The 22,797-nt window shown below is 71.3% G+C and carries 19 protein-coding genes; 10 read left to right on the top strand and 9 right to left on the bottom strand.

Translation table 11 applies throughout. The features are described from left to right. Positions 1 to 130 precede the first annotated feature (130 nt). From helR to ACQP2E_RS21920, 4 genes are all read left to right on the top strand, one after another. The gene (gene helR, locus ACQP2E_RS21935; protein WP_433824805.1) at positions 131 to 2,245 is read left to right on the top strand and encodes an RNA polymerase recycling motor ATPase HelR; all 2,115 of its coding nucleotides are present in this window, start codon (positions 131 to 133) and stop codon (positions 2,243 to 2,245) included. A gap of 428 nt (positions 2,246 to 2,673) precedes the next feature. Continuing rightward, positions 2,674 to 4,299: an apolipoprotein N-acyltransferase gene (gene lnt, locus ACQP2E_RS21930; protein WP_433833995.1), complete on the top strand. Its 1,626-nt coding sequence runs from the start codon at positions 2,674 to 2,676 to the stop codon at positions 4,297 to 4,299. Next, complete coding sequence (locus ACQP2E_RS21925) at positions 4,296 to 5,075, top strand: polyprenol monophosphomannose synthase (protein ID WP_433824804.1); 780 nt, start codon at positions 4,296 to 4,298, stop codon at positions 5,073 to 5,075. Before lnt ends, ACQP2E_RS21925 begins: the two co-directional genes overlap by 4 nt. Before the next feature lie 57 nt (positions 5,076 to 5,132). Continuing rightward, entirely contained in the window at positions 5,133 to 5,660 is a 528-nt protein-coding gene (locus tag ACQP2E_RS21920; protein ID WP_433824803.1) for an FxsA family protein, read from the top strand. Positions 5,661 to 6,509: 849 nt separating this feature from the next. On the opposite strand, the gene ACQP2E_RS21915 is transcribed toward ACQP2E_RS21920, so the two are convergent. Beyond that, positions 6,510 to 6,848 (bottom strand): RNA polymerase-binding protein RbpA, encoded by a 339-nt coding sequence (locus ACQP2E_RS21915; RefSeq protein ID WP_111651245.1) that lies wholly within the window; start codon positions 6,846 to 6,848, stop codon positions 6,510 to 6,512. Positions 6,849 to 7,253: 405 nt separating this feature from the next. Continuing rightward, positions 7,254 to 8,381, bottom strand: coding sequence for a serine/threonine protein kinase (locus ACQP2E_RS21910; RefSeq protein ID WP_433824802.1), 1,128 nt, complete (start codon positions 8,379 to 8,381; stop codon positions 7,254 to 7,256). 76 nt (positions 8,382 to 8,457) lie between these two features. On the opposite strand from ACQP2E_RS21910, the gene ACQP2E_RS21905 reads away from it, so the two are divergent. Beyond that, positions 8,458 to 8,991: a DUF998 domain-containing protein gene (locus ACQP2E_RS21905; RefSeq protein ID WP_433824801.1), complete on the top strand. Its 534-nt coding sequence runs from the start codon at positions 8,458 to 8,460 to the stop codon at positions 8,989 to 8,991. On the opposite strand, the gene ACQP2E_RS21900 is transcribed toward ACQP2E_RS21905, so the two are convergent. After that, the gene (locus ACQP2E_RS21900; protein WP_433824800.1) at positions 8,988 to 9,215 is read right to left on the bottom strand and encodes a hypothetical protein; all 228 of its coding nucleotides are present in this window, start codon (positions 9,213 to 9,215) and stop codon (positions 8,988 to 8,990) included. The two genes, ACQP2E_RS21905 and ACQP2E_RS21900, sit on opposite strands and share 4 nt — an antisense overlap. Positions 9,216 to 9,781: 566 nt before the next feature. On the opposite strand from ACQP2E_RS21900, the gene ACQP2E_RS21895 reads away from it, so the two are divergent. From ACQP2E_RS21895 to ACQP2E_RS21880, 4 genes are all read left to right on the top strand, one after another. Then, positions 9,782 to 10,948: an ROK family transcriptional regulator gene (locus ACQP2E_RS21895; RefSeq protein WP_433824799.1), complete on the top strand. Its 1,167-nt coding sequence runs from the start codon at positions 9,782 to 9,784 to the stop codon at positions 10,946 to 10,948. Positions 10,949 to 11,053: 105 nt separating this feature from the next. After that, positions 11,054 to 12,136, top strand: a complete 1,083-nt coding sequence (locus ACQP2E_RS21890; protein WP_433824798.1) for a DUF3500 domain-containing protein — start codon at positions 11,054 to 11,056, stop codon at positions 12,134 to 12,136. 14 nt (positions 12,137 to 12,150) lie between these two features. Then, positions 12,151 to 13,716: a hypothetical protein gene (locus ACQP2E_RS21885; RefSeq protein ID WP_433824797.1), complete on the top strand. Its 1,566-nt coding sequence runs from the start codon at positions 12,151 to 12,153 to the stop codon at positions 13,714 to 13,716. 1,018 nt (positions 13,717 to 14,734) lie between these two features. Continuing rightward, positions 14,735 to 15,472, top strand: coding sequence for a dienelactone hydrolase family protein (locus ACQP2E_RS21880; RefSeq protein ID WP_433824796.1), 738 nt, complete (start codon positions 14,735 to 14,737; stop codon positions 15,470 to 15,472). Positions 15,473 to 15,477: 5 nt separating this feature from the next. Here ACQP2E_RS21880 and ACQP2E_RS21875 read toward each other — a convergent pair whose 3' ends face one another. Continuing rightward, positions 15,478 to 16,299, bottom strand: a complete 822-nt coding sequence (locus ACQP2E_RS21875) for a hypothetical protein (protein WP_433824795.1) — start codon at positions 16,297 to 16,299, stop codon at positions 15,478 to 15,480. Beyond that, a complete protein-coding gene (locus ACQP2E_RS21870) occupies positions 16,235 to 17,593 on the bottom strand; it encodes an MFS transporter (protein ID WP_433824794.1) in 1,359 nt (452 codons plus the stop codon). Before ACQP2E_RS21870 ends, ACQP2E_RS21875 begins: the two co-directional genes overlap by 65 nt. Before the next feature lie 94 nt (positions 17,594 to 17,687). Here ACQP2E_RS21870 and ACQP2E_RS21865 point away from each other — a divergent pair, with 94 nt between their 5' ends. Further along, positions 17,688 to 18,062, top strand: coding sequence for a BlaI/MecI/CopY family transcriptional regulator (locus ACQP2E_RS21865; protein WP_433824793.1), 375 nt, complete (start codon positions 17,688 to 17,690; stop codon positions 18,060 to 18,062). A gap of 20 nt (positions 18,063 to 18,082) precedes the next feature. On the opposite strand, the gene ACQP2E_RS21860 is transcribed toward ACQP2E_RS21865, so the two are convergent. From ACQP2E_RS21860 to ACQP2E_RS21845, 4 genes are all read right to left on the bottom strand, one after another. After that, on the bottom strand, positions 18,083 to 19,009 hold the full coding sequence (locus ACQP2E_RS21860; RefSeq protein WP_433824792.1) for a M56 family metallopeptidase: 927 nt from the start codon (positions 19,007 to 19,009) through the stop codon (positions 18,083 to 18,085). Positions 19,010 to 19,085: 76 nt separating this feature from the next. Beyond that, complete coding sequence (locus tag ACQP2E_RS21855) at positions 19,086 to 21,128, bottom strand: ATP-binding protein (RefSeq protein WP_433824791.1); 2,043 nt, start codon at positions 21,126 to 21,128, stop codon at positions 19,086 to 19,088. A gap of 82 nt (positions 21,129 to 21,210) precedes the next feature. Continuing rightward, positions 21,211 to 22,389: an RNA polymerase sigma factor gene (locus ACQP2E_RS21850; protein WP_433824790.1), complete on the bottom strand. Its 1,179-nt coding sequence runs from the start codon at positions 22,387 to 22,389 to the stop codon at positions 21,211 to 21,213. Positions 22,390 to 22,427: 38 nt separating this feature from the next. Next, positions 22,428 to 22,790 carry a YciI family protein gene (locus ACQP2E_RS21845; RefSeq protein ID WP_433824789.1) on the bottom strand — a complete coding sequence of 121 codons (363 nt, stop codon included), beginning with the start codon at positions 22,788 to 22,790 and terminating at the stop codon, positions 22,428 to 22,430. Between the last annotated feature and the right edge of the window lie 7 nt (positions 22,791 to 22,797).

Raw genomic sequence — 22,797 nt, 5'->3', positions numbered from 1 at the left:
CACAAAAAAGGGGCAATTCCCTTGCCCTCTTTAACTTATAACACAGAGGGGGCCTTGCGGCAAGACCCGGTTCGTGCAGCAAAATCGCAGCTCACAGCTGTTTTCTGCCGCATGGGAGTCACGAGTGGCCATGAGCCTGTTCGAGCTCGGGGAGGCCGGCGCCAAGGCCGACCCGAACCTGATCGGTGAGGACGAGAAGCATTTCGCGGCGATCGCGGAGAGCCTGGATCGCTCCATCGGTGAGCTGGCCGAGCGTCTCGAAACGGTCCGCAGGGCGCCCGCGGGCAAGGGACGCCAGGCGGTGGACCGCGACGACGAGGTCCGGCGGCTCACCTCCCGCCTCGAACTGCTGCGCCGGTACGGGGTGGATCTCTGCCTGGGCCGGATGGTCGGCGACGACGGCGCTGAGCCGGTCTACATCGGCCGCCGCGGCCTGACCGACGACACCGGCCGGCGGTTGCTGCTGGACTGGCGGTCGCCGGCCGCGGAGCCGTTCTTCGGGGCGACCCACGCGAACCCGATGGGCCTGGTGTTCCGCCGCCGGTACCGATGGAGCGGCGGCCGGATCACCGATTACTGGGACGAGGTGTTCGACGCCGGCGGGTTCGAGGGGCACGCCGTGGCGCTCGACGACCAGTCCGCGTTCATCGCCAGTCTCGGCGGCGCTCGCACGGACCGGATGCGTGACGTGCTCGGCACCATCCAGGCCGACCAGGACGCGATCATCCGGGCCGGCTCGCGCGGCGCGCTGGTGGTCGACGGCGGGCCGGGCACCGGGAAGACCGTGGTGGCCCTGCACCGCACCGCGTACCTGCTCTACTCCGATCCGCGGCTGGGCAACCGGCGCGGCGGGGTGCTGTTCGTCGGGCCGCACGAGCCCTATCTGGCGTACGTGTCGGATGTGCTGCCCAGCCTCGGCGAGGACGACGTGCAGACCTGCACGGTGCGTGATCTGGTGCCGGAGGGTGCCGGCGCGGTGCCCGAGACGAACGCCGTGGTGGCCGCGCTCAAGTCCGAGGCCCGGATGGTGGGGGCGGTCGAGGCAGCGGTCCGGTTCTACGAGGAGCCACCGGGCCCGACCGCCCTGGACGAGTTCGTGGTGACGGCGGGCGACTGGGCGGCCGCGTTCGACGCCGTCGAGCCGGGCACCCCGCACAACGAGGCGCGGGAGCAGATCTGGGCGGAGCTGACCGCCGTCCTCGCCGAGAAGCACGACCTCACCGAGCGGGAGCTGAACCGCAACCCGGATCTGCGGGCCGCGCTGAACCGGGCGTGGCCGATGCTGTCGGCCCCGGATCTGATCGGTGACCTGTGGGCTGTCCCCGCGTACCTGCGCACATGCGCCCCCTGGCTGGAGGCCGGGCAGGTGCGCGCGTTGCAGCGCGCCGCGGCCCAGGCCTGGACCGTCGCGGACCTGCCGCTGCTCGACGCGGCGCGGCAGCGGCTGGGTGACGCGCAGGCCGCGGAGAGAAGAAGGAGGCGCGACGCCGGCGCGGCGGCCGGCCAGGAGCAGATGGACCGGGTCGTCGACGACCTGATCGCCTCGTCGGTGCACGACGACGGTGAGGGCTTGATGAAGATGCTGGTCCAGCAGGACCTGCGGGAGAACCTCGCGGACGGCCTGGTGGCGCCGGACAGTGACGGGCCGGGGCTGCTCACCGGCCCGTACGCGCACATCGTCGTCGACGAGGCGCAGGAGCTGACCGACGCCGAGTGGCAGATGCTGCTGCAGCGCTGCCCGTCGCGCAGCTTCACGATCGTCGGGGATCGGGCGCAGGCCCGGCAGGGGTTCAGCGAGTCGTGGCAGGAACGCCTGGAACGGATCGGGCTCGATCGGGTCAGCATGGCCGCGCTGACCATCAACTACCGCACTCCCCGGGAAATCATGGAGGAGGCCGCGCCGGTGATCCGGGCCGTGCTGCCCGATGCGAACGTGCCGATCTCGATCCGCAGCAGCGGGCTTCCGGTCGTACACGGGAATGTTCTTGATCTTGAAGAGATCTTGCGCACGCGGGGCGAGGGGCTGGCGTGTGTGATCGGGGATCCGGCGTTCGCGGGCACGGAGCGTGTCCGGTCGCTCACGCCGTCGCTCGCGAAGGGCCTGGAATTCGATCTGGTCGTGCTGATCAACCCGGAAGAGTTCGGTGAAGGTATCGAAGGAGCTGTTGATCGTTATGTTGCGATGACCCGTGCGACACGCCGACTGGTGGTCCTGAGCAGCGCGAACACCAGGGAAAACACCTGAACATCAGGTGACACGCCGACGAATGCGACACGCCGGAGCACACGGCAGGTGGTTGACAGGCCACCGGTGTCCGGACGTACCGTCTTCAGGTCTTGTTCACGGCGAGCAGCCCAGATTCGCTTCGTCCCTCTACCCACTGGCCCGCAGTCCTCGCTGGGGTCGCGCGTTCAGCCAGGTCCAGGGGGTGGAGGTGCGCGGGGCGGGGCGGACCCGGCCGCGTTCAGGTGGCAACTCCGGTGACACCGGTGACGGCCAGTAGACAACGGCACGACGCGGGCAGCCGGCTCGCGGCGCGTCGGTCCGAAGGTCGCCGCGATGTCATCGGGCCCACCGGCCTGGAACAGTGACACCAGATGTACTCAAGGGGCGCAGCCATAGGCGGGCTGCGCCCCTCTGTCGTCCGGGCGGGTAGCCTCCCACCCGTGGAAATGACTTTGCCGCCGCCTGGGCTCGCGTCACCGGAGCCGGCACCCGGAGCCCCGGTTCACGGGTCGCCGCGGCCACTGCGCCTGCCGCTCGCCGCGGCTCTGGCGATCGCCGCGGGCGCGGCTCTGCTTCTCGCCCTCCCTCCGTACGACCTGTGGTGGCTCTCGCCGGTCGGCGTGGCGCTGATGGCGGCGGCGGTGCACCGGCGGCGGCTGCGCGCCGGATTCGGGCTCGGCTTCCTCACCGGCGTGGTGCTGTTCCTCCCTCTGCTCTGGTGGACCACGATCGGCGCCGGCTGGCTGCCCTGGGCGATGCTCTCGATCGCCCAGGCCGTGATCATCGGACTGGCCGGGATGGCCGGCGCCTGGCTGTCGCCACTGGTGGATCGGTGGCGGTGGTCGTGGCCGCTGCTGGCCGGGCTGCTCTGGACCGCTCAGGAAGCGTTGCGCGACCGGGCGCCGTTCGGCGGTTTCCCGTGGGGCCGGCTCGCTTTCAGCCAGGGTGACGCGCCCACCTTGCGCCTCGCGGCCTACGGCGGAGCGCCCCTGGTCACGTTCGTCGTGGCGGCTGCCGGTGGCGCGCTGGTCGCGCTGGCCTGGCGTCGTTTCACTCGGGGAAGCGTCCACGGCGCCGCGGGGTTCGCGGTGGTCGCCGCCCTGCTGCTGGCCGGACCGGCTGCCCTGCCGCTCACCGAGCCCGCCGGGCCCACCAGCACGATCGCCATCGTCCAGGGCAACGTCCCGCGACTCGGCCTCGACTTCAACGCCCAGCGCCGCGCCGTCCTGGACAACCACGTCAGCGCCACCCGCCAGCTCGCCGCCGACGTGGCGGCCGGCAAGCAGAAGCAGCCCGGCCTGGTGATCTGGCCGGAGAACTCCAGCGACATCGACCCGCTGCGCAACGACGACGCGGCCGACGCGATCAGCGCGGCCGCCGACGCGATCAAGGCGCCGATCCTGGTCGGCACGCTGCAGCGCACCGAGGACCCGGAGGACATCTACAACGTCGGCATCCTCTGGTGGCCGCGTACCGGGCCGGATCTGGACCAGCAGTACGAGAAGCGGCATCCGGTGCCGTTCGCCGAGTACATGCCGCTGCGCCCGATCGCCCGGCTGGTCACCGACAAGGTCGACCTGGTCCGCAACATGCTCCCCGGCGACCACCCCGGTGTGATCAACACGGGTTCGGTCATCCTCGGGGACGTGATCTGCTTCGAAGTGGCGTACGACGGGATCGTTCGTGACACCGTCGACGGTGGGGCTCAGCTGCTGGCCGTGCAGACCAACAACGCCACGTTCAACGAGGCCGAGGCGCTGCAACAGCTCGCGATGGTACGGCTGCGTGCTGTCGAGCACGGCCGGGAGGCGCTGATGGTCTCCACCGTCGGCGTGTCCGGATTCGTGGATGGAACGGGCGAGGTGCACGGCGCGACCGGCTTCAACACGGCGGCCGTGGTGGTGCGTGACATAGCGACGGAGGGACCGCGTACGCTGGCGACTCGTTCGGGCAACTGGCCCGAGGTGGTGGCCGTCGCTCTGATGGTCGTTGCCCTCGCCGGCGTGCTGCCCTTGCGCCGGCGGCGTGCGAACATCGGCATTGACGGCGACAAGGTTTCGGAGGAACGGTGAGCGAGTACCCCGGCGTGGGACGCGTCCTCGTGATCATCCCAACGTACAACGAGGCTGACAACGTACGGGTGATTACCGATCGGGTACGCAAAGCTGTACCCGAGGTGGACATCCTGGTTGCCGACGACAACTCGCCGGACGGCACCGGAGTCATCGCCGACGAGATCGCTCTCGCGGACGACCACGTCTTCGTCCTGCACCGGGCCGGTAAGGAAGGCCTCGGCGCGGCATACAAGGCCGGGTTCGCCTGGGCCAAGGACAAAGGGTACGACGCGGTCGTCGAGATGGACGCGGACGGCTCGCACGCCCCCGAGGAGCTGCACAAGCTGCTCGACGCGCTGGGCAGCCACGACGTCGTGCTCGGCACCCGGTACATCCCCGGCGGGAGCGTGCACAACTGGCCGATCCACCGGCTGCTGCTCTCCCGGGGCGGCAACATCTACATCCGGATGGCCCTCGGCATGCCGTTCAAGGACGCCACGGGTGGTTACCGGGCGTACCGGATCGGCGTTCTCGACAAGATCGACGTCGGCACCATCGCGTCGACCGGTTACTCCTTCCAGGTCGAGATGGCCTGGCGCTCGTACCGTCAGGGTTATCGGATGGTCGAAGTGCCGATCACCTTCACCGAACGCGAGCACGGCGTCAGCAAGATGAGCGGCAACATCTTCAAGGAACAGCTGCTCAGGGTGACGATCTGGGGTGCACAGGCCCGAACTGAGAGTTTGCGTAAAGTCTTCGATCGCAAGCCCCGGCAGGGCTCTTCCTGGCCATGAGGTGTCATATTTGAACCGGGCCCGTGTTTTCGGGCCCGGGACACCGGAGGTCGAATGATGCGCCGCTCCAGGCTGGCTTATGTTCCGCTGGCGATGCCACTGTGGGCGCTGGCCGAGTTCTTCGTCTTCCTCGCCGTCTCGCACGCGATCGGCGCGGGCTGGGCCATCCTCCTGCTCGCCGCCTCCACCCTCGCCGGCATCGCCCTGCTGCGCCGCGAGGGGATCAAGGGCTGGCGCGCCTTCCAGCAGGCCGCTCAGGAAAACCGGCCGCCCGGCGCCGAGGTGGCGAACTCACTGACCGGTCTCGGCGGGGCGTTGCTGCTCACCCTGCCCGGGTTCATCACCGCGGTGGCCGGCCTTCTGCTGCTGCTGCCGCCCGGCCGGGGTCTGGCCCGCCGCGGCATCGAGCGGTTCGCCGAGCGCAGCCTGGGCGGCGCCGCCACGGGCGACCTCTTCGGCCCGCGCAAGGTGAAGGTCCACTCCGGCGCCCCGGTGACCGTGGTCGTCGTGGACGAGCAGCCGGTTCCGGGTCACACCGGCCGCACCCAGGCCCCGCCGGCCATCGAGGGCGAGATCGTCCGCTGACCCGGCGCGATTCGTTCGCCATGTCGACGATCGGGGTCGAGCGCGGCACCCGGTGATCCACACGCCGGGCCCGAAATGGCACTGGGCGGCTGCGTGCGACCGTCTCCGGGCCAACCGCGGTTAGGTGCTACCTCATCCGCGGTGGCCGCGCCGTTGCGTGAGATTTCGTCGCCAGGTGGTCGGGGGCGGAGTTCGCGGGCCGCGCATCCTGATCGGCCGGCCCCGCGGGCCGGCAAGCGCGCGAGATGCCTGTGCCGAGGCTGCCAGCGCAGGCGAGAGTCCGCGCGGGGCGGGTGAGCGCCCGCGGAACGCATTTGCGTGCCTTTACCGCCGTTCTGAGGCGGTCAGTGCTCGCAGAACGCTTGCGCGGGTGTTCACCGCCCCTTCGCCGAGTGCGGTTTGACCCCGGCCCTGCCCGGGGGTGCGGCGGGTGTGGGTGTCAGCTGTCTTGGACGGATCTTGTGAGCTTCTGCCTGCGTGGCAGCCACAAGCTCACAAGATCGCCGGACGCCGGTAATGCGGGGCGCGCGGACAGGGCTGGGCGCGCGGACAGGGGCGCGGGCGGCCGGCTCGGGCGGTGGCAAGGCGGCCGGTCGTGCGGCGGGGAAGTGGCCGGGTCGGGTGGCGGAGTGGCCGGGTCCGGTGGCGGGGCGGCCGGGTCGGGTGGCGGGCGGCCGGGTCCGGTGGCGGGGCGGCCGGGTCGGGTGGCGGGCGGCCGGGTCCGGTGGCGGGGCGGCCGGGTCGGGTGGCTGGTCTGGCTGGGCGGGCTGGCTGGGCGGGCGGGGTGGCTGGGGCCGGGAATGCGAAAGGCCACCCCGGAACCGGGGTGGCCTTCGCGTGGCTGCGGGACTAGCGGCCTCGACGGGTGCGGACTTCCTGGAGCCGCTCGTTGAGGATGTCCTCGAGCTCGGCGATCGAACGCCGCTCGAGCAGCATGTCCCAGTGGGTGCGCGGCGGCTTGGCCTTCTTCTGTTCCGGCTCGTTGCCGTCGACCAGGCGGGCCACGCTGCCGTCGAACTTGCACTCCCAGGTGACCGGCACCTCGGCGTCGACGGCGAACGGAACCTCGAACTGGTGACCCTTGACGCACAGGTACTCACGGGTCTGTCGGGGCGCCAGCTCGGTGTTACGGTCGGACTCGTAGCTGACCGCGCCTAGACGGCTGCCGCGCAGCATGCGTTCGCCCATGATCGGCTTTCCCCTCGCTCGTGGTGCTGCTCTCGTTGGTGTAACGAAAGTGACGGCTGCTGGATTCCTGATCCGGGCACGGAGCAGTGCCGGATCGGAGTCGGATGCCGCCGAGATCTTGTCCGCACCGCCTGTATCGGCGGTGTTAACGCTATGAGCGTAACCGGCCACCGCCCTTACCCGGCAAATCGAACCCGTGTTCCCGTGGACCTTGGTCCACTTTGCGGGTGTTTGCGACTTGTGCGGGTGGTGCGATGTCGGTCACTCCACGGCGTTCATCAGCAATTTACTCATCCGCCGGTCACTGCGGGGTGCCACCACGGTAGCGGCGTGGTAGCAATCACCCGTCCGATTTAGACCAGTGGTTGCCGTTCTGTGGCCGGTTGGCCGTGAGATATGTCGCCGTCAGCTTTTCGGGCTCGTTGTCTGGGGCGGAACCGCTGCCGGCCGCGCCGCACCGAGCGCAGCCAGCGCCGACGCAAGATCACTGACTTGTGACGTCAGCTGGGCCACTCGCTCCTGCGCGGCGTCCGCGTCGGCACGGGCGGACGCCAGCCTGCGTTCCAGCTCGGCCCGCTCGCGCGACGCACGCTCGGCGGTCCGTTCCAGATCATCATTGGTACGCGCAACACGGTCCCGTTCAGCTACCACTCCCGCCAATTCCGCGATTCCGGCCGCCACGCGTGCATCGGCATCGCTGACACTCTTGATCAGGGCGTCCCGCTCGCGTTCCGCCGCCACGGCCCGGGTGGCCGCCTCGTCGGCCGCGGCCCGGGCCCGCCCCGTCTCCTCGGTGGCCTGCGATGCCGTTGCGTTCGCCAGCTCCAGAGCCTTGGCGGCCTCAGTTTGCGCCGCTGATGCCGTACGGCGGAAGTCGGATGCGTCCTTGAGCGCGGCAGCGAGGTCTCGCTCGGCGGCGTCGCGATTTTTCCGGACATCCGCCAGTTCGTGGGTGGCGGTGTCGCGCTCGGCCTCGGCCCGTTCCCGCAGCGCGGCCGCTCCGGTGGCTGCACGCACCGCCTCGTCGCGCGCGGCAGCGGCTTCCTCGGCGCGCCTGCCCGCTTCCTCCGCCGCGCGCTGGGCGTCCGCGGCGCGGTGCTGCGCCTCGTCACGCTCGGCGGTGGCAGCCATCGCGATCTGCTGCGCGTTCGCCATCGCGGTCGCGGCCTGCTCGGCGTCGCGGCGTGCGTCGTCCCGTTCCGCGTGCGCGGACGCGACCTGCCGGGACGTGTCGGCGCGGACCTCGGCGACCTGGCGCTCGACGCCGGCCGGCGACATCTCCGAGTGCAGCGCCTCGGTGAGCGTGCCGACCAGGGTGTCCAGGCGGTCGACGACCTCCCAGGTACGCGCGACCGAGCCGGCCAGGCCGGGGGAGGAGCGGTGCCGCATCCGCACGTTGCGCGAGGCGCGCTGGCACTCGCCGTCGTTGTCGCGGCAGTAGCGGAACGGGCGCCCGGCGGAGGCACGCTGCGGGACGGGACGGCCGCAGTTCGCGCAGGGGCGGGTTTCGTTGTCGGTATCAGGCGCAGTCATAGCGTGCTCAACCCTAGAGTTCCAGGCCGCTGTTGCCGATGATCCGCGTCGGCGCGCCTGCGATACTCCACCGGATATGGCTGTTCTTCTCATCGTGGCGGCGCTCGTCTACTTCGCCGGCGAGACGGTGGCGGTGGCGGCGTGGAGCGGGCCCGGGTACAGCCTGGTCGGTGACCACATCAGTGATCTGGGCGTACCCGGTCCTGATTCGCCGCTGGCGTGGGCCATGAACGGCGCGTTCGTCGTCAACGCCGTCCTGGTGTTTCTCGCCGTGCGAGACCGCTGTGTGTTTCGCGGCCTGACCCTGGCCTACTGCGCTGGATTGATCCTCATCGCGGTCTTTCACACCGGGAGTTCCCTGCACGGCCTCGGCGCGTTCCTGGCCATCGCCGGTGGGAACGCGGCGATCGTGATGATCCGCCGGTTCCGGTTTCTCGGCGTGACCGGGCTGGTGGGGTTCGCCGCGTTCGTGGCGTTCCCGGGGGATTACAGCGGGCTGCTCGAACGCATCGCCGTCTATCCGATTCTGGTCACCCAGTTCGTGGCCGGCCTGATTCTTCTGCGGCTCGGCCCGCGCGCCTGGTCCGGCGCGCGGGAGCCGCGGCTCTAGAGCTTCTGCGTCTCGGTGGTCGCCGGGTGCAGCTCGGCGGTCGTCTCCTTGACGAAGCGGCCGGTCGTCGTGCTGCGGTTCACTTCCTGGTCGCCGGTCCTGTCACTCTTGTCGCCACCGACGGTCTCGGTCGTGGTGGTGTCCGGCTGCCGCTTGACGGTGCTGTCCTTGACGAACTTGCCGGTGCGGGCGCTGCGGTTGACCTCGTGCTCGTTGCCAGCCATCGGGGGTATCTCCTTCGTCAATATCGGGGGTGTCTGTTTTGTGCCCGCTCAGCAGCCCGCGAAACCCCTTTCTTGAGTACGCATGAACCTCTCCCCGCGCCCGTTCGCACGGATCTGCTGCCGATCGTCCAGCGTGGCTCCGGCATCCCGTGGTGTTCAGGCAGTGAGGGCGTCGCCGGTGAGTGACAGGTGCACCGAGGCGTGGTCCGCGCTGTCGAAGAGCGCCGCGCCGACATCCGCCAGAGAGCACGACGACGGCCTCGGCCGATCCCGCCGCGGCAGCGAATCGGCGGGGCAGGACGAGCGACGTCCAGGCGGACACCGAATCGCCGGCTCGTTCCAGCCGGATGGTCCGCATCGTCGCGGCGGCCAGGTCATAATCGCAGTCCAGGCTCGCCAGCTCGGCGGTGGACGCGGACATCTGCGCGACCGATCGGTCCAGCAGCGCCGCGAGCACCTCCAGGCTCATGGCGGCAGCGTAACCGGCGCGATCAATGGTGATCGGGGTCAGGTTTTTCGCTGGCCGGGACATCGTGGAGTACTGATGTCATAGGTTTGGCGGCGGTATGCGTAGACACCGATCGAATCTTGGCACCCTGCTCCACCACGTTCACGTGAGCGGGCCGCTCTCCCGCGCCGCCCTCGCCGAACGGATGGGTGTCAATCGCAGCACCATCCTCGGGCTCACCGCCGAGCTGGCCGCCGCCGGCCTGGTCCGCGAGGAGCCGCCCACCGGCACCACCGGAGCCGGCCGGCCGTCGTTCGTGGTGGTCCCGGAGTCACAGCGCGTCGCGGTGCTCGCCTTCGACGTGGCGGTGGACCGGCTCACCGCGGCCCGGGTCGGCCTCGGCGGGCCGATCCTGGACCGGCGGCAGGTGGCCCGGTCCCGGGCCGGCGCCGACCTCGACACGGTGGTGCGCGAACTCGCCGAGATGGGCCGTGAGCTGCTGGAGGCCGCGCCGGCCGCTACCACGATCGCGGGCATCGGCGCCTCCTACTGCGGCATGATCCGCCCCGGCGACGGCATGGTCCGATACGGGCCCGAGATGGGCTGGGTCGACCAGGCCTTCGGCACCGAGCTGGAGCGCGCGCTCGGGATCGGCCTGCCGGTGGCGGTCGGCAACGAGGCGCACCTGGGCGCCCTGGCCGAGTACGCCCGAGGCGCCGGAGCCGGCTCCCCGGACCTGATCTACCTGCACGGCGACGTCGGCGTGGGCGGCGGCATCCTGGTCGGCGGCAAGCCACTCGGCGGCGAGGGCGGGTACGGCGCCGAGGTCGGCCACATGCTGGTCAACCCGGTCGGCGGGCGGCCCTGCCTGTGTGGTTCGGCGGGCTGCCTGGAGGCGGAGGCCGGGGAGTACGCGATCCTGGAGGCCGCCGGCCGGCAGGGCGAGTTCGGCCGGGACGCCGTCCGGGCGGTGGCCCGCGACGCCGCGGCCGGGCATCTCGCGGCGGCCGCCGCCGTCGCGGGGATCGGCGACTGGCTCGGCATCGGCGTCGCCAACCTGATCAACCTGTTCAACCCCAGCGTGGTGATCTTCGGCGGGGTGCTGCGGGAGATCTACGAGGTGGCGGCCCCGGAGGTGGAGTCCCGGATCGCGCAGCACGCCGTGCCGGTGTCCCGGGATCGGGCGAAACTGCGCGTCTCCGGGCTGGCCGACGACGCGACGCTGCTCGGAGCGGCGGACCGCGGATTCGCGGCCCTGCTCGACAACCCCCTTAAAGTTGTATAAAACCCTAAAAAGCGGACGATAAGGACGACCCGGCGCTACCTTCCGGGCGGGTGCACTTCACGCGGCACGGATGCCGCGCACCCGCAACCGCGACAGGAGACACGGATGCCCAACCCACGCCGGGCCTTTACCGCCGGCACCGTCGCCCTGCTGATGACGCTGGCCGCCGGTTGCGGAGGCGACGACGACGAGACCACGACCACCACCGGCACCACCACCCCGGCCACCGCGACGTCGGCCACGACCAGCAGCGGCGGCACCGAGGACGTGCGCAACGCCACCACGGCGTTCCTGGCGCTGCTCAACGACACCGAGAAGACCAGCGTGCAGGGCGAACGGACCACCGACAATCTCGCACAGTGGTCCAACCTGCCGGACCAGCTCTTCAAACGGGCCGGCCTGCGGATGGACGCGCTCTCCACCGACCAGCAGGCCGCCGTCCTGAAGATCCTCCAGGCCGCGCTGAGCTCCGACGGGTACGCACAGGTCACCGGCATCACCACCGGCGACGGCGTACTCAAGGACTCCGGCGGGATGGACCTCGACTTCGGCGCCGACCACTACTGGATCCGGATCCTCGGCACACCGTCCGAATCGGAGATCTGGACGATCCAGTACGGCGGGCACCATCTGGCCGTGAACATCTCCGTCAAGGGCGACGAGATGACCATGGCGCCGACCCTCTGGGGCGCGCAGCCGGCCTCGTACACGACGTCCGGGACCACTGTCGAACCCCTCGCCGGTGAGACGACCGCCGCCTTCGCCGTGATGGACGCGCTCGACGACGAGCAGCAGGACGCCGCGCAGCTGGACACCACGATCACCGAGATCGTGCTCGGCGCGCAGCAGGACGGCAAGACCCTCGCCGACGAGGGCGTGAAGGTCTCCACGTTCACCGAGCAGCAGAAGGAACTGCTGATGGCGCTGATCACCGAATGGATCAGCCCGCTGGCGCCCGACCAGGCCCAGTCGAAGATCACCGAGGCCGAGGACAACCTCGGCAAGACCTGGTTCGCCTGGTCCGGCGAGACCATCGCCGGCCAGCCGATCTATTACCGCGTTCAGGGTCCGTCGCTGACCATCGAGTTCGCCCACCAGCAGGGCCAGGGCGCCAACGCCGGCGGCATCACCCACATCCATTCCATCTACCGCGAGCCGGACAACGACTACGGGGCCGAACTCAGTTGATCAAGAAGATCGTCGTGGCTTTCTTCGCGCTTTTCGTCGCGCTGCCGGCCACGCCCGCCTCCGCCCACCCGCTCGACGAGGTCATCCAGCAGGTCTACCTCACCCCGGCCGCGTCCACGCTCGACGTACAGATCGACATCGTCGCGGGTGCGCTCGTCGCGCCGGGCTTCGCCCGGTCGCTCGACACCGACGGTGACCGCCGGCTGAGCGCCTCCGAGACCTCGGCCCATGATGTACGCGTCCGCTCCGCCCTGGCCGTGGCCACCGACGACGTGCCCGCCGACGTGACGATCACCAGTTCCACGTACCCGGAGTACGACCTCCTGGCAGCCGGCGGCGGCACCATCACGGTCCGCGCCACCGCGCCTCTGCCCACCACCTCCGGAGCCTTCGCGGTCACCGACGGTTACATCGCCGACCAGAAGACCCGCATCCAGATGAGCGTGCTCGTCGCCAAGGACGCCGGCCGCGCCGCCGGATCGATCCGCCGCGGCCACGAGGGACGCGCCATCGCCGTCGGCCTCACCCCGGCTGCCGCAGCCGCCGGCACCGTCGCCGACAGACCCAGCGAGGGTACGGGAACCGCCATGTTCGACGCCCTGAGGAAGCCCGTGGGCTCACCGTGGGCCCTGGCGCTGCTGATCGCCGTGTGCGCGCTGCTCGGCGCCCTGCACGCGCTGACGCCCGGACACGGGAAGGCGATGCTCGCGGCGTACCTGGTGGGTTCGCGCGGCACACCCCGCCAGGCGATCGCGCTGGGTGGCGTGGTGACAGTGACACACACCGGGTCGGTGCTGCTGCTGGGTGCGGCGGTGCTGGCGGCCGGGCACTACGTGATGCCGGCGCTGCTGGTGCCGGCTTTGAAGGTGCTGACCGGGCTCGTGGTGCTGTTCCTGGGTCTGCGGATCCTGCGGCGGCGGCTGCGGGGTTCGGCGCACTCCCATTCCCACGGGCACTCGCATTCCCACCCCCACCCTCACTCCCACCCCCACCCCCACCCTCACTCCCACCCCCACGCGCACTCCGACGTGGATGATCGTTTCGAGGAGGACGACCGCTGGGACTCCGACGAGGACGAGCAGTGGGAGGAAGAGGACGACTTCCAGCGGGACCGGGCACACTGGCACGCCGCCGGCCGCGACTTCGACCGCGACCTGGAACCGGTCGGGGCACACACCGGTGAATTCGAGACCCGTGCGCCGGTGCGGGTGGCCGAGCGTATTGAGGTCGTTGAGGCGTACCCGATCAAGGAACGCACCGAGGTCTCCACCGGCACACGGCGAGAGATCGCCGCGATGGGCGCCGCAGGCGGCCTGATCCCGTGCCCGGAGGCGCTCGGCGTGCTGATCCTCGCGGTAGGCCTGAACCGCACCGCGCTCGGCCTCGCGATGATCGTCGCGTTCAGCGTAGGCCTCGGCGCGGTCCTGATCGGTCTCGGACTGATCCTGGTGACCGCCCGCGAGCGGTTCACGGATGTCCGCCCGGGCCCGCTGCTCCGCCGGTTGCCGGTGATCTCCGCGGCCCTGGTGGTGATCATGGGAGCGGTGATGACCGTGAGCGGCACCCTGGACGTCCTCTGACCACCGGCACCCCGCTCACCGGCACCCTGCTCACCGTGGCGCTCGGCGGCGGGTTTCACGGCTTTCGCTGCGAGGCGTGGTCCGGTCAGATCTTGTGCGGTTCGGCCGGCCGTTCGACCGCGAACTCACGATGTCCAGGGAAGCCGCCGCCGTGGCGTGTCGATGCCGGCTCGTCCGCGAGCACTCCCGGTGACGCGCTGCCACCACAACGGTGGAGAGTTCCAGCTTTGTGGCAACCTGTGGTGGCCGGAGCGCCCACAGGTTGCCAAGATCGGGCCGGCGACGGTGGCATGCCCGGCCCGGCGCTTACCCACCGTGAGAATTCGCTGAGACGAGTGACGTAGCCGGCGGCGTCGCGGCCGGCCCTTCGGGATCTTGAGCGATGTCGCACCATCGGATGGCGCCTTCTCAGCGCGCCGGTGCGGGGCGGGGAAGGGCGGACAACGGGCGGCTCCGGGAGACAGGGTGAGAGCCCACCGTGGGCTCGGAGCTACGTGGCGCGTGGAGCGGGCGACGCGGTCACCGTGCTGCCGGAGCGGCTGCGGTACGTCGCGCACGGTTGCTCCGTCCGGCGTGGGTGGGGTCGCACGGTTGTTCCGTCCGGCGTGGGTGGGGTCGCACGGTTGCGGTCGGTGAGACTTCATCACGGTCAGGGCGTGGATCCGGGCACACGGTGGCGTTGTGTGCGACCTGATCCACCTGCGACCTGATCCACCCCGCGACCTGCGCAACCCCGGCCGTCCGGCAGGCTGCGCACACGATTGCCGGCTGGCGCGCAGCGGATCCGGCCGCCGACCGGCGCTGGGTCCTGTGGGTCGGCGAGCGCTCCGGGGGCCGGCTCGGCGGCGAGCGCTCCGGGGCCCGGCTCGGCGCCGAGCGCTCCGGGGGCCGGCTCGGCGGCGAGCGGAACCTGATGAACCGGCCGCGGGCCGGACCGGGGATGGTGGGCGCTACCTCGGTGGGGGACGGGTGGGGGAGTTGGCGGCCGGTGTCCGGTTGTGGAAGTAGGGTCCGGATCATGAAACTGGTTGAGGACGTTGTCTCGGTGCCGTCGGCGGCCGGGGAAATCCGGACGGCGGTGATCGCGCCGGTCGGTGGTGGGCGGTGGCCCGGGGTGCTGCTCTACACCGACATCTTTCAGCTGACCGAGTCGACGCTGCGGACCGCGCGCCGCCTGGCAGCCTCGGGGTTTGTCGTGGTGGTGCCGGAGATCTATCCGCACGGGGCGGTCGCCGGGGTGGCACTCGAGTTCGACGACGCGGGGAAGAAGGCCGGGCTCGATGCCGCGGCGGCGACCACGACGGCGGCGTTCGACGCTGACCGGGTGGCCGTTCTTGATTGGATGGCGGCGCGCGACGACGTCACGGCGCTGTTCGCGACCGGGTTCTGTCTCGGCGGGCATCTGGCGTTCCGGGCGGCGTTCGATCAGCGGGTGGAGGCGACCGTCTGCTTCTATCCGACCGGGCTGCAGAACGGGTCGCTCGGCGCTGACGACGCCGGTTCGCTGGCGCGGGCGGCCGACATCGCGGGGCGGCTGCTGATCGTTTTCGGCTCGAACGATCCGCACGTGCCGGCCGGCGCGCGGCTGCAGATCGTGTCGGCGCTCTATGCGGCCGGGCACGACGACGTCGAGCTGCACGTCTACCGGGGCGGGGAGCACGCGTTCATGCGCGATGTCGGCCCGCGCCACGACCCGGAGCTGACCGATCTCGCTCTCGCCGAGGCGGTGTCGTTCTTCACCGCCCGATCCACGTAAAAAGATCAAGGGACCTTGCAGATCCGCCGCAGCATGGTGTCGAGGGCGCTCTTGTCGTCGTCGTCCACCGGCACCGTGCTGACGAGTGGCTCGGCGTCGTCCAGGGCGACGTGTACCGGGAACTCGAACGGCTTCTTCACCTCGGCGAACGCGTGCGGGTCACAGCGCAGCGGCGTCACCACGATGTCGATGGCCGCGGCCGGCGACGCGGCGGTCACGGTGGCCTCGGCAGCGCCCGGGAACGCCAGACGATAGAGCACGTTGCCGTCAAGCTCGGTCACCCGGATGGTTCCGGTGGCGGCGGCGGTGCGTTCGGCCACGAGGCTGCCGCGCACCCCGCCGGCGCCGAGGTCCTGCCACGCACCGAAGCGCAGCGTCACGCTCTCGCGTACCCTCTGGGCTGCGCAATCGATGGCAAGCAGCTTGTCCAGCAGCGGGTTGGGGTCCGGCAGATCGAGCGTGACGCGCTGCCAGTCCGTCGCGCCCTCCGGGCGCGCGTCCACGATCACCTGCGACGGCGCGGCCTGAGTGGGTACGCAACCACCGGTGCCGAAGGGTACCGGAACGTCCACCCGGAGCCCGCCTGCCGGAAGCACCGCGTCGGTGCCGGCCGGGGCCTCGCCCTCGAAGGACGGCAGCACCGGTTCGACCCGCTTCACCTGGACCGGGGCCGGGCCGTTGTTGTGCAGGGCGATCGCCAGCTGCCGGTTCACCTCGTGCACGCGCCACTGCTCGGCGGTGACGCTGAGACTCAGCGGCTCGTCACGGCTCTCCCCGCCGCACCCGGCGGGTAGAAGCAGCAGGCAGGGAAGCAGAAGACGGGACACCAGCCGCATCCCCGGCACTGTAGTCCGCCTCGCCGGCGCGGCGAAGACCCTGCTCGGCCTCGCCGGCGCGGCGAAGGCCCTGCTCGGCCTCGCCGGCGCGGCGAAGACCCTGCTCGGCCTCGCCGGCGCGGCGAAGGCCGCGCACGGCCGGAATCAGCAGCAGGGCCGCGCAGCCGAGCACACCGACCACGACCGAGGTGCCGAGGACCCGTTCCGCCCCGGCCACCGCGGCGACCGGGCCGGCCAGGGCCTGACCGATCGGCAGGCTGCCGGTCGAGCCGAGCACCTCGTAGGAGGTGACCCGGTTGAGCACGTCCGGCGGCACCTGGGTCTGCACGCTGGTCTGCCACTGGATCGACCAGAACGCCCAGGCGAACCCGTTGACCGCGGCCGCCGCGAGCAGCGCCGGCAGTCCGGCGTGCAGCGCGATCGCCAGCGGCAGCAGCATGAAGCCGAACAGCACGACGGCGCCGGCCGCGAGCGGCCGATGCGCCTTGAGGCGCAGCGCGGTGAGACCTCCGAGGATCGTTCCGGCTCCGACCGCCGACTGCATCCATCCGTACGCGGGAGCGCCGAGCCCGTCACTGACCAGCACCGCGCCGAGCGGGATGAGCGGGCCGAACAGGAAGACGCCGAAGAAGACCCAGACCAGGATGACGCTCCAGATCCAGGTACGCGATCGGAACTCGTGCCAGCCGTCGCGGAGATCCCTCAGCGTGGAGTTCGCGGCCCGGCTGACCTTGTCGACACGCAGGCCGGCCAGGCAGAGCGCGCTGATCGCGAAGGTGGCCGCGTCGACGGCGTAGACCGGGCCGGCACCGAAGAAGCCGAACAGGATGCCGGCGACGGCCGGGCCGAGCAGCTCGGCGACCGCGTTCGCCATCCGGATCGTGGCGTTGGCCCGGTGCGGGTCGGTCGCCACCTGGGGGACGATGCCGTTCACGCCGGGCTGGAACATCGCGGCGGCGGTGCCGCTGACCGCGGAGCACGCGACGAGCAGCCACAGCGCGGGTGTGCCGGTGAAGAACGCGACCGCGACGACGGCCTGGGTCACGGTCCGGACGACGTCGGCGCCGAGCATCAGCGGGCGGGCGCCGATCCGGTCCGCGAACACCCCGCCGAACAGGATGAACCCGAGGAACGGCACCATCCAGGCGGCCAGCACCACGCCGACGCCGGTGGCGCCGTACACCCGGCCGACGGCGAGGGCGGCGGCCACGGTCAGCATCGCGTCGCCGAAGACCGAGACCGCCCGGGCGACGAAGTATCGGGTGAAGGTGGCGGTCCACAACATCAGCCGATTCTGTCGTACTGAAAGGAGTCCTAACAAAGGGATTTCCCAGGAACTCCTGATCTTCGACATATCGCCGGGCGGCTATGCTGCCGGGGTGCCGCACGATGGGGAGTCACCGGCGCGCCGGCCGGCCGGCGCCCTCGAGTCCGAGGTGCTTCGTGTCCTCGTCGCGGCGTCCGAGCCACTCACCCCGCGTGCCGTGCTCGCCCGGCTGACCTCGCCGTTGTCGTACAGCACGGTGGTGACGATCCTGACCCGGATGCACGACAAGGGCATGGCAGCGCGATACCGCGACGGCCGGTCGTTCCGGTACGCGCCACTCACCGACGAGGCCTCGGTCGCGGCGCAGCGGATGAACGCGGCGCTCGGCGCCGGAACGGATCGGGCCACCGTGCTGCGCCGGTTCGTGGCCGGGCTGCGGCCGGGCGACGAGGACCTGCTGCGCCGGCTGCTCGACGACGAGACCTGAGACCTCGTTCCGGCAGAAGATCAGTGGTGGGCGGCCGCCAGCAGCTGGCCCAGGTCCAGCACGCACTCGGCGGTCCACGCGAGCGAGAACGCCGCGACCGCGGCCGGGATCAGCAGCGGCAGCAGCGACCGGGCGCGGCGCGGTGCGATCAGCGACGCCACCCGGCGCGGCACGGCTCCGGCGCGGCGCAGGTCCCGGCGCGACGGCGCGATCCGCAGGCTGCCGGCGCGGTGGGTGTGCTCGGACACCAGCGCGGCGGCGCCGATGGCGTGGGCGACCACCCGGCGGTCGTCGACCTCGGTGGCGGCGCGTTCGTCGGCGGCTCGTTCGATCAGGTAGTCGAAGGGGCGTACCAGCAGGCGGAACGCCGGGTGGACGGCGGCCGACAGGTGCACGAGCAGCACCATGACGTGGTGCCGGGCGGTCAGGTGGGCGCGTTCGTGGGCGAGCAGGGCCGCGTACCGGGAGTCGTCGAGGGCGGCGCGCATGCCGGTGGTGACGACGATCCGGCCGGGCGTGCCGGGCACCGCGAACGCCTCGGCCCGCTCGTCGTCGAGCAGGACGACACCGTCGCCGGCGACCGGCAGGGTGGCGAACCGGCGGGCGTACACGGCATCGCGGTGATGGGTACGCCACACCCGGGTGATACCGGCCAGCGCCGCGACCAGCAACACCAGTGACAGCCACGACACCCACGGCTCGCGGGCCGTGTCGGCACGCACGTACGCGTCCGAGATGTGCAGGGGCGACGCGGCGAACGGCAGCTCGGCGACGGCCTTGAGTGCGAACGCGGCGAGCGTGAGCAGGCAGCCCGCCGCGGTGGCGACCAGTGACGTGACCAGGAAGATCGCGGCGGCCTCGGGGCGCAGCCGATCGGCCAGCAAGCGGATCACCACGGCGATCAGGGCCGGACAGATCACGACTTCCCAGACGAAGTGGTCGAACATCGCGGGCTCCCTCGCAGGTGGAAGCCGCAGTCTCGCACGGCCCGGCGAGCCCTGGACAGCGCGTGCCGCATCGAGGTCAGCGCGGTGACGGGTCGAACGGCAGGTGTACGCACACCACGGTGCCCACCGGCTCGTTGCCGGCCAGGGTGATCGTGCCGTGGTGCAGGCGCACGATCGCGCGGGCCAGACTGAGCCCGAGGCCGCTGCCGGGCACGCCGTGATGGCGTACGTTGCTGGCCCGGTAGAAGCGCTCGAAGACCTGATCCTGCTCGCCGGCCGGGGTGCCGATGCCGTGGTCGGCGATGCTCAGCTCGGCACCGTGATCGGCGACGCGCAGGCCGACGCTGACCTCCGTGCCGGCCGGGCTGTACTTCACCGCGTTGGACAGCAGATCGTCGACCACCTGGCGGATCCGGCGCGCCTCACCCGGCACGGCCAGGCCGCGGGTGAGCTCGGTGACGAGCCGGACACCCGCTTCGGCGGCGGTGATCCGGATCGCGGCGACCGCGTCGGCGACGACCGCGGCCAGGTCGACCCGGTCGTCGGCGAGCTGTTCGTGGCCGGATTCGAGGGCGGCCAGGTCGAGCAGGGAGTCGACGATCCGCTGGAGCATCCCGGTGTTGCGGGCGACGGTCTCCATCATCTGCCGCAGCTCCGGGTCGAGACCGACGGTCTCCTCGGTGAGCATCGCGACGTTCGCGGTGATCGCGGTGAGCGGGGTACGCAGCTCGTGGCCGACCAGATCGAGGAAGTCGTCCTGCGATCGGTGCAGCTGCCGGGCCAGCTCCTCGGCGCGGCGCAGCGCGACGTAGACACCGATCTGCGCGGCGACACCGTCGAGCAGCAGGGTCAGCAGCTCCTCGTCGACCTCCGGCAGGCCGGAGTAACAGGTGAGCACCCCGAGCAGGGTTCCCCCGTCGCGAACCGGGATGGCCAGCGCGGTCCGGATGCCGTGGCGGGAGCACAAGTCGACCCGCTCCCGCTCGTACGCGGTGACCAGATCGGCGTAGGCGGTGATGTCCGGCACCCACAGCGGCTCCCCGGTCTCCCACACCCGGCCGGTGACACCCTGGCCCCGGCGTGGCGTGTGGCCGAACATCTCTTCCAGGTCCGCGTCGGTGTGACTGTGGTGCCCGACCGCGTGCAGCCCGCCGGTGGCCTCGTTGATGATGAACAGCTCCGCGCACGGCCAGCCCAGCGCCGCGGTGACCGCGCTCAGCACCGCCGGAGCGGCCTCGGCGATCGACGACGACGCTCCCAGGGCCTGCTCGACCTCCTTGCGGCAGGCGCCGAACCGTTCCGCCCGTCGCATCGCGGTGACCTCGTGCGCCACCGCCACCGCGCCGAGCCGCCGCCCGTCGCGGCCGATGATCGGCTGCGCGGCCGACGCGAACGTCAGCAGCCGGTCGTCCGGGGCACGTGCCATCAGATCGAGGCCATCGACGTGCTCACCGCGAAGGGCCCGCATCACCGGGGTCTGCTCCCAGGTCAGGGGACGCATCGAGGTGTCGTACAGGTAGTCCGGGATCGACCGGGGGACGTCGGAGGGCGGGCGGTGCTGGACCTGGCGCAGCGCCCGGTTGACCACGATCACCCGGCCGTCGCCGTCGACGGCGATCACTCCGACGGACAGGCTGTCGAGCAGCGCCGTCAGAAAGCCCGCGTCCCGGTCGGCGGTGACCTCGGCGGACAGGTCGGTGAGAAACACGCATGCGACGGCGCCGGCCGCGCCCCTGGCCACCGACAGCGACGCCCGGACGGTCACCCGGTGACCGTCGCGATGCCGGACGGTGAGCTCGCGGACGACCGGGCGGGCCGGGCCGGCCGCGACCAGCCGTTCCAGGGCCGGGGCGATCGGCTCCGCGTCGTGCTCGGGCGACAGCGTCTCGTCCAGGTGGCGCCCGCACACCTCCCGGGTGTCGAAGCCCAGCAGGTCCTGGGTGGCCCGGTTGACGCCGCGGACGATCCCGCCCGCGTCGACCGCGAAGTACGCCTCCTGGATGCTGTCCAGCAGCGCGGCGCTGCTCAGGGGCGGCAGCACGCCGTCGCCGTCCCGGTGGTCCTGGGCGGGGGCCGCCCGCGCCGGGTCGCCGGACAGCACCTTGTCGGATCCGAACACGCGCCACCTCCCCAGCCGCCAGCGACGTCATCGAATGCCCATGTATAAAACGGTTGAACCAGGTATTTAGGCTAAATCATTTCTATTCGCCTGCCCGTGCCGCGAAGATGCTCCTCTCGCGGGCGTTGCCGGTCATCGCGGCGGCCCGGCGGAACTCGGCGCGGGCCTCGTCGCGGCGGCCCAGCTTCTCCAGCAGATCGCCGCGGACGGCGGGCAGCAGCGGATAACCCGGCAGCACCAGGGAGTCGACGATCGCCAGCGCGCGGGCCGGCCCCTCGGCGTGCCCGACCGCGACGGCCCGGTTCAGGTCCACCACCGGCGACGGCGAGACGTAGGACAGGACTTCGTAGAGGGCGGCTACGCGTACCCAATCGGTGTCGCCGGGCGTGAGCGCCCGGGCGTGGCAGGCGGCGATCTCGGCCTGCAGGACGTAGGGGCCGTACGTTCCGGCGGCGCGGGCCAGGGCGTCCAGGCCGCGCCGTACGAGCAGCCGGTCCCAGCGCCGCCGGTCCTGGTCCTGCAGCAGCACCGGGCCGCCGTCCGCGGTGGTCCGCGCCGGGATTCGCGACGACTGGAGCTCCATCAGGGCGACCAGGCCGTGCACCTCGGGCTCGTCCGGCGCCAGCCCGGCCAGGACCCGGCCCAGGCGCAACGCCTCGGTGCAGAGCGCCGGCCGGGTCCAGTCGTCGCCGGCGGTCGCCGCGTACCCCTCGTTGAAGATCAGATAGATGACCTGCAGGACCGAGGCGAGCCGGGCGGCGGCCTCGGCCGGTGGCGGCAGCTCGATCGGCACCCGTTTCTCGGCGAGGGTCCGCTTCGCCCGGGTGATCCGCTTGCCGGCCGTGGCTTCCGGCACCAGGCAGGCGCGGGCGATCTCCTCGGTGGTCAGCCCGCCGAGCAGCCGCAGGGTGAGCGCCACCCGGGAGTCGGTGGACAGCACCGGATGGCAGGTCGTGAAGATCAGCCGCAGCAGGTCGTCGCGGACGTAGTCGTCGAGGCCGGCCGCCAGATCGGGATCGTCGTACGGCACCATGGACCGGCCCGCCTCGGCGAGTTTCTCCCGGTACCGGCTCTGCCGGCGGAGCAGGTCGACGGCCCGGTGCTTCGCGGTCGCCATCAGCCAGGACGCCGGATTCTCGGGTACGCCCGAGGACGGCCACTGTTCCAGAGCGATCACCAGGGTGTCCTGGGCGAGTTCCTCGGCCAGCCCGACGTCCCGGACCAGCCGGGCCAGGGTGGCGACGATCTTGGCAGACTCCATCCGCCAGACCGTCTCCACGACGACATGGGGATCCACCGTCAGCTGAAGTCCTCCGGCCCGAGGACCTGGTGGATTTCGGTGTCGCCGGACCAGCCCGGCCACATGTCCCGGTGCAGGGTCAGGAACCGGGAGGCCCACTCGACGGCCTCCTGCTTCGACCGCACCTCGTACAGCGCGTAACTGATCGTCTCCTTCGTCTCGGTGAACGGGCCGTCGGTGACGCTGAGCTCCCCGCCCGCCAGGGACACCCGGGCGCCGGCGACGCTCGGGGCCAGGCCCGCGGTGTCCAGCAGGACGCCGGCCGCCGTGGCGTCGCCGCCGAGCTTCATGATCGCCTCCATCAGGCCGGCCGGCGGCGGACCGGCGGGCGGCGCCGCTTTCAGAATCATCAGATAACGCACGGCCGGA

Source organism: Actinoplanes sp. CA-015351 (genome assembly GCF_050955685.1).
In the GTDB taxonomy this organism is placed as follows: domain Bacteria; phylum Actinomycetota; class Actinomycetes; order Mycobacteriales; family Micromonosporaceae; genus Actinoplanes.
This window is presented reverse-complemented; position numbering and strand designations above follow the sequence as displayed.

Bases quoted from the DNA above. Each gene is read 5' to 3' on its own strand.
- ACQP2E_RS21890 (WP_433824798.1), top strand. From the start codon at position 11,054: ATGCCCAACCCACGCCGGGCCTTTACCGCCGGCACCGTCGCCCTGCTG.
- ACQP2E_RS21850 (WP_433824790.1), bottom strand. From the start codon at position 22,389: ATGGAGTCTGCCAAGATCGTCGCCACCCTGGCCCGGCTGGTCCGGGAC.
- ACQP2E_RS21870 (WP_433824794.1), bottom strand. From the start codon at position 17,593: ATGTTGTGGACCGCCACCTTCACCCGATACTTCGTCGCCCGGGCGGTC.
- lnt (WP_433833995.1), top strand. From the start codon at position 2,674: ATGACTTTGCCGCCGCCTGGGCTCGCGTCACCGGAGCCGGCACCCGGA.
- helR (WP_433824805.1), top strand. From the start codon at position 131: ATGAGCCTGTTCGAGCTCGGGGAGGCCGGCGCCAAGGCCGACCCGAAC.
- ACQP2E_RS21920 (WP_433824803.1), top strand. From the start codon at position 5,133: ATGCGCCGCTCCAGGCTGGCTTATGTTCCGCTGGCGATGCCACTGTGG.
- ACQP2E_RS21915 (WP_111651245.1), bottom strand. From the start codon at position 6,848: ATGGGCGAACGCATGCTGCGCGGCAGCCGTCTAGGCGCGGTCAGCTAC.
- ACQP2E_RS21905 (WP_433824801.1), top strand. From the start codon at position 8,458: ATGGCTGTTCTTCTCATCGTGGCGGCGCTCGTCTACTTCGCCGGCGAG.
- ACQP2E_RS21900 (WP_433824800.1), bottom strand. From the start codon at position 9,215: ATGGCTGGCAACGAGCACGAGGTCAACCGCAGCGCCCGCACCGGCAAG.
- ACQP2E_RS21860 (WP_433824792.1), bottom strand. From the start codon at position 19,009: ATGTTCGACCACTTCGTCTGGGAAGTCGTGATCTGTCCGGCCCTGATC.
- ACQP2E_RS21880 (WP_433824796.1), top strand. From the start codon at position 14,735: ATGAAACTGGTTGAGGACGTTGTCTCGGTGCCGTCGGCGGCCGGGGAA.
- ACQP2E_RS21910 (WP_433824802.1), bottom strand. From the start codon at position 8,381: ATGACTGCGCCTGATACCGACAACGAAACCCGCCCCTGCGCGAACTGC.
- ACQP2E_RS21895 (WP_433824799.1), top strand. From the start codon at position 9,782: ATGCGTAGACACCGATCGAATCTTGGCACCCTGCTCCACCACGTTCAC.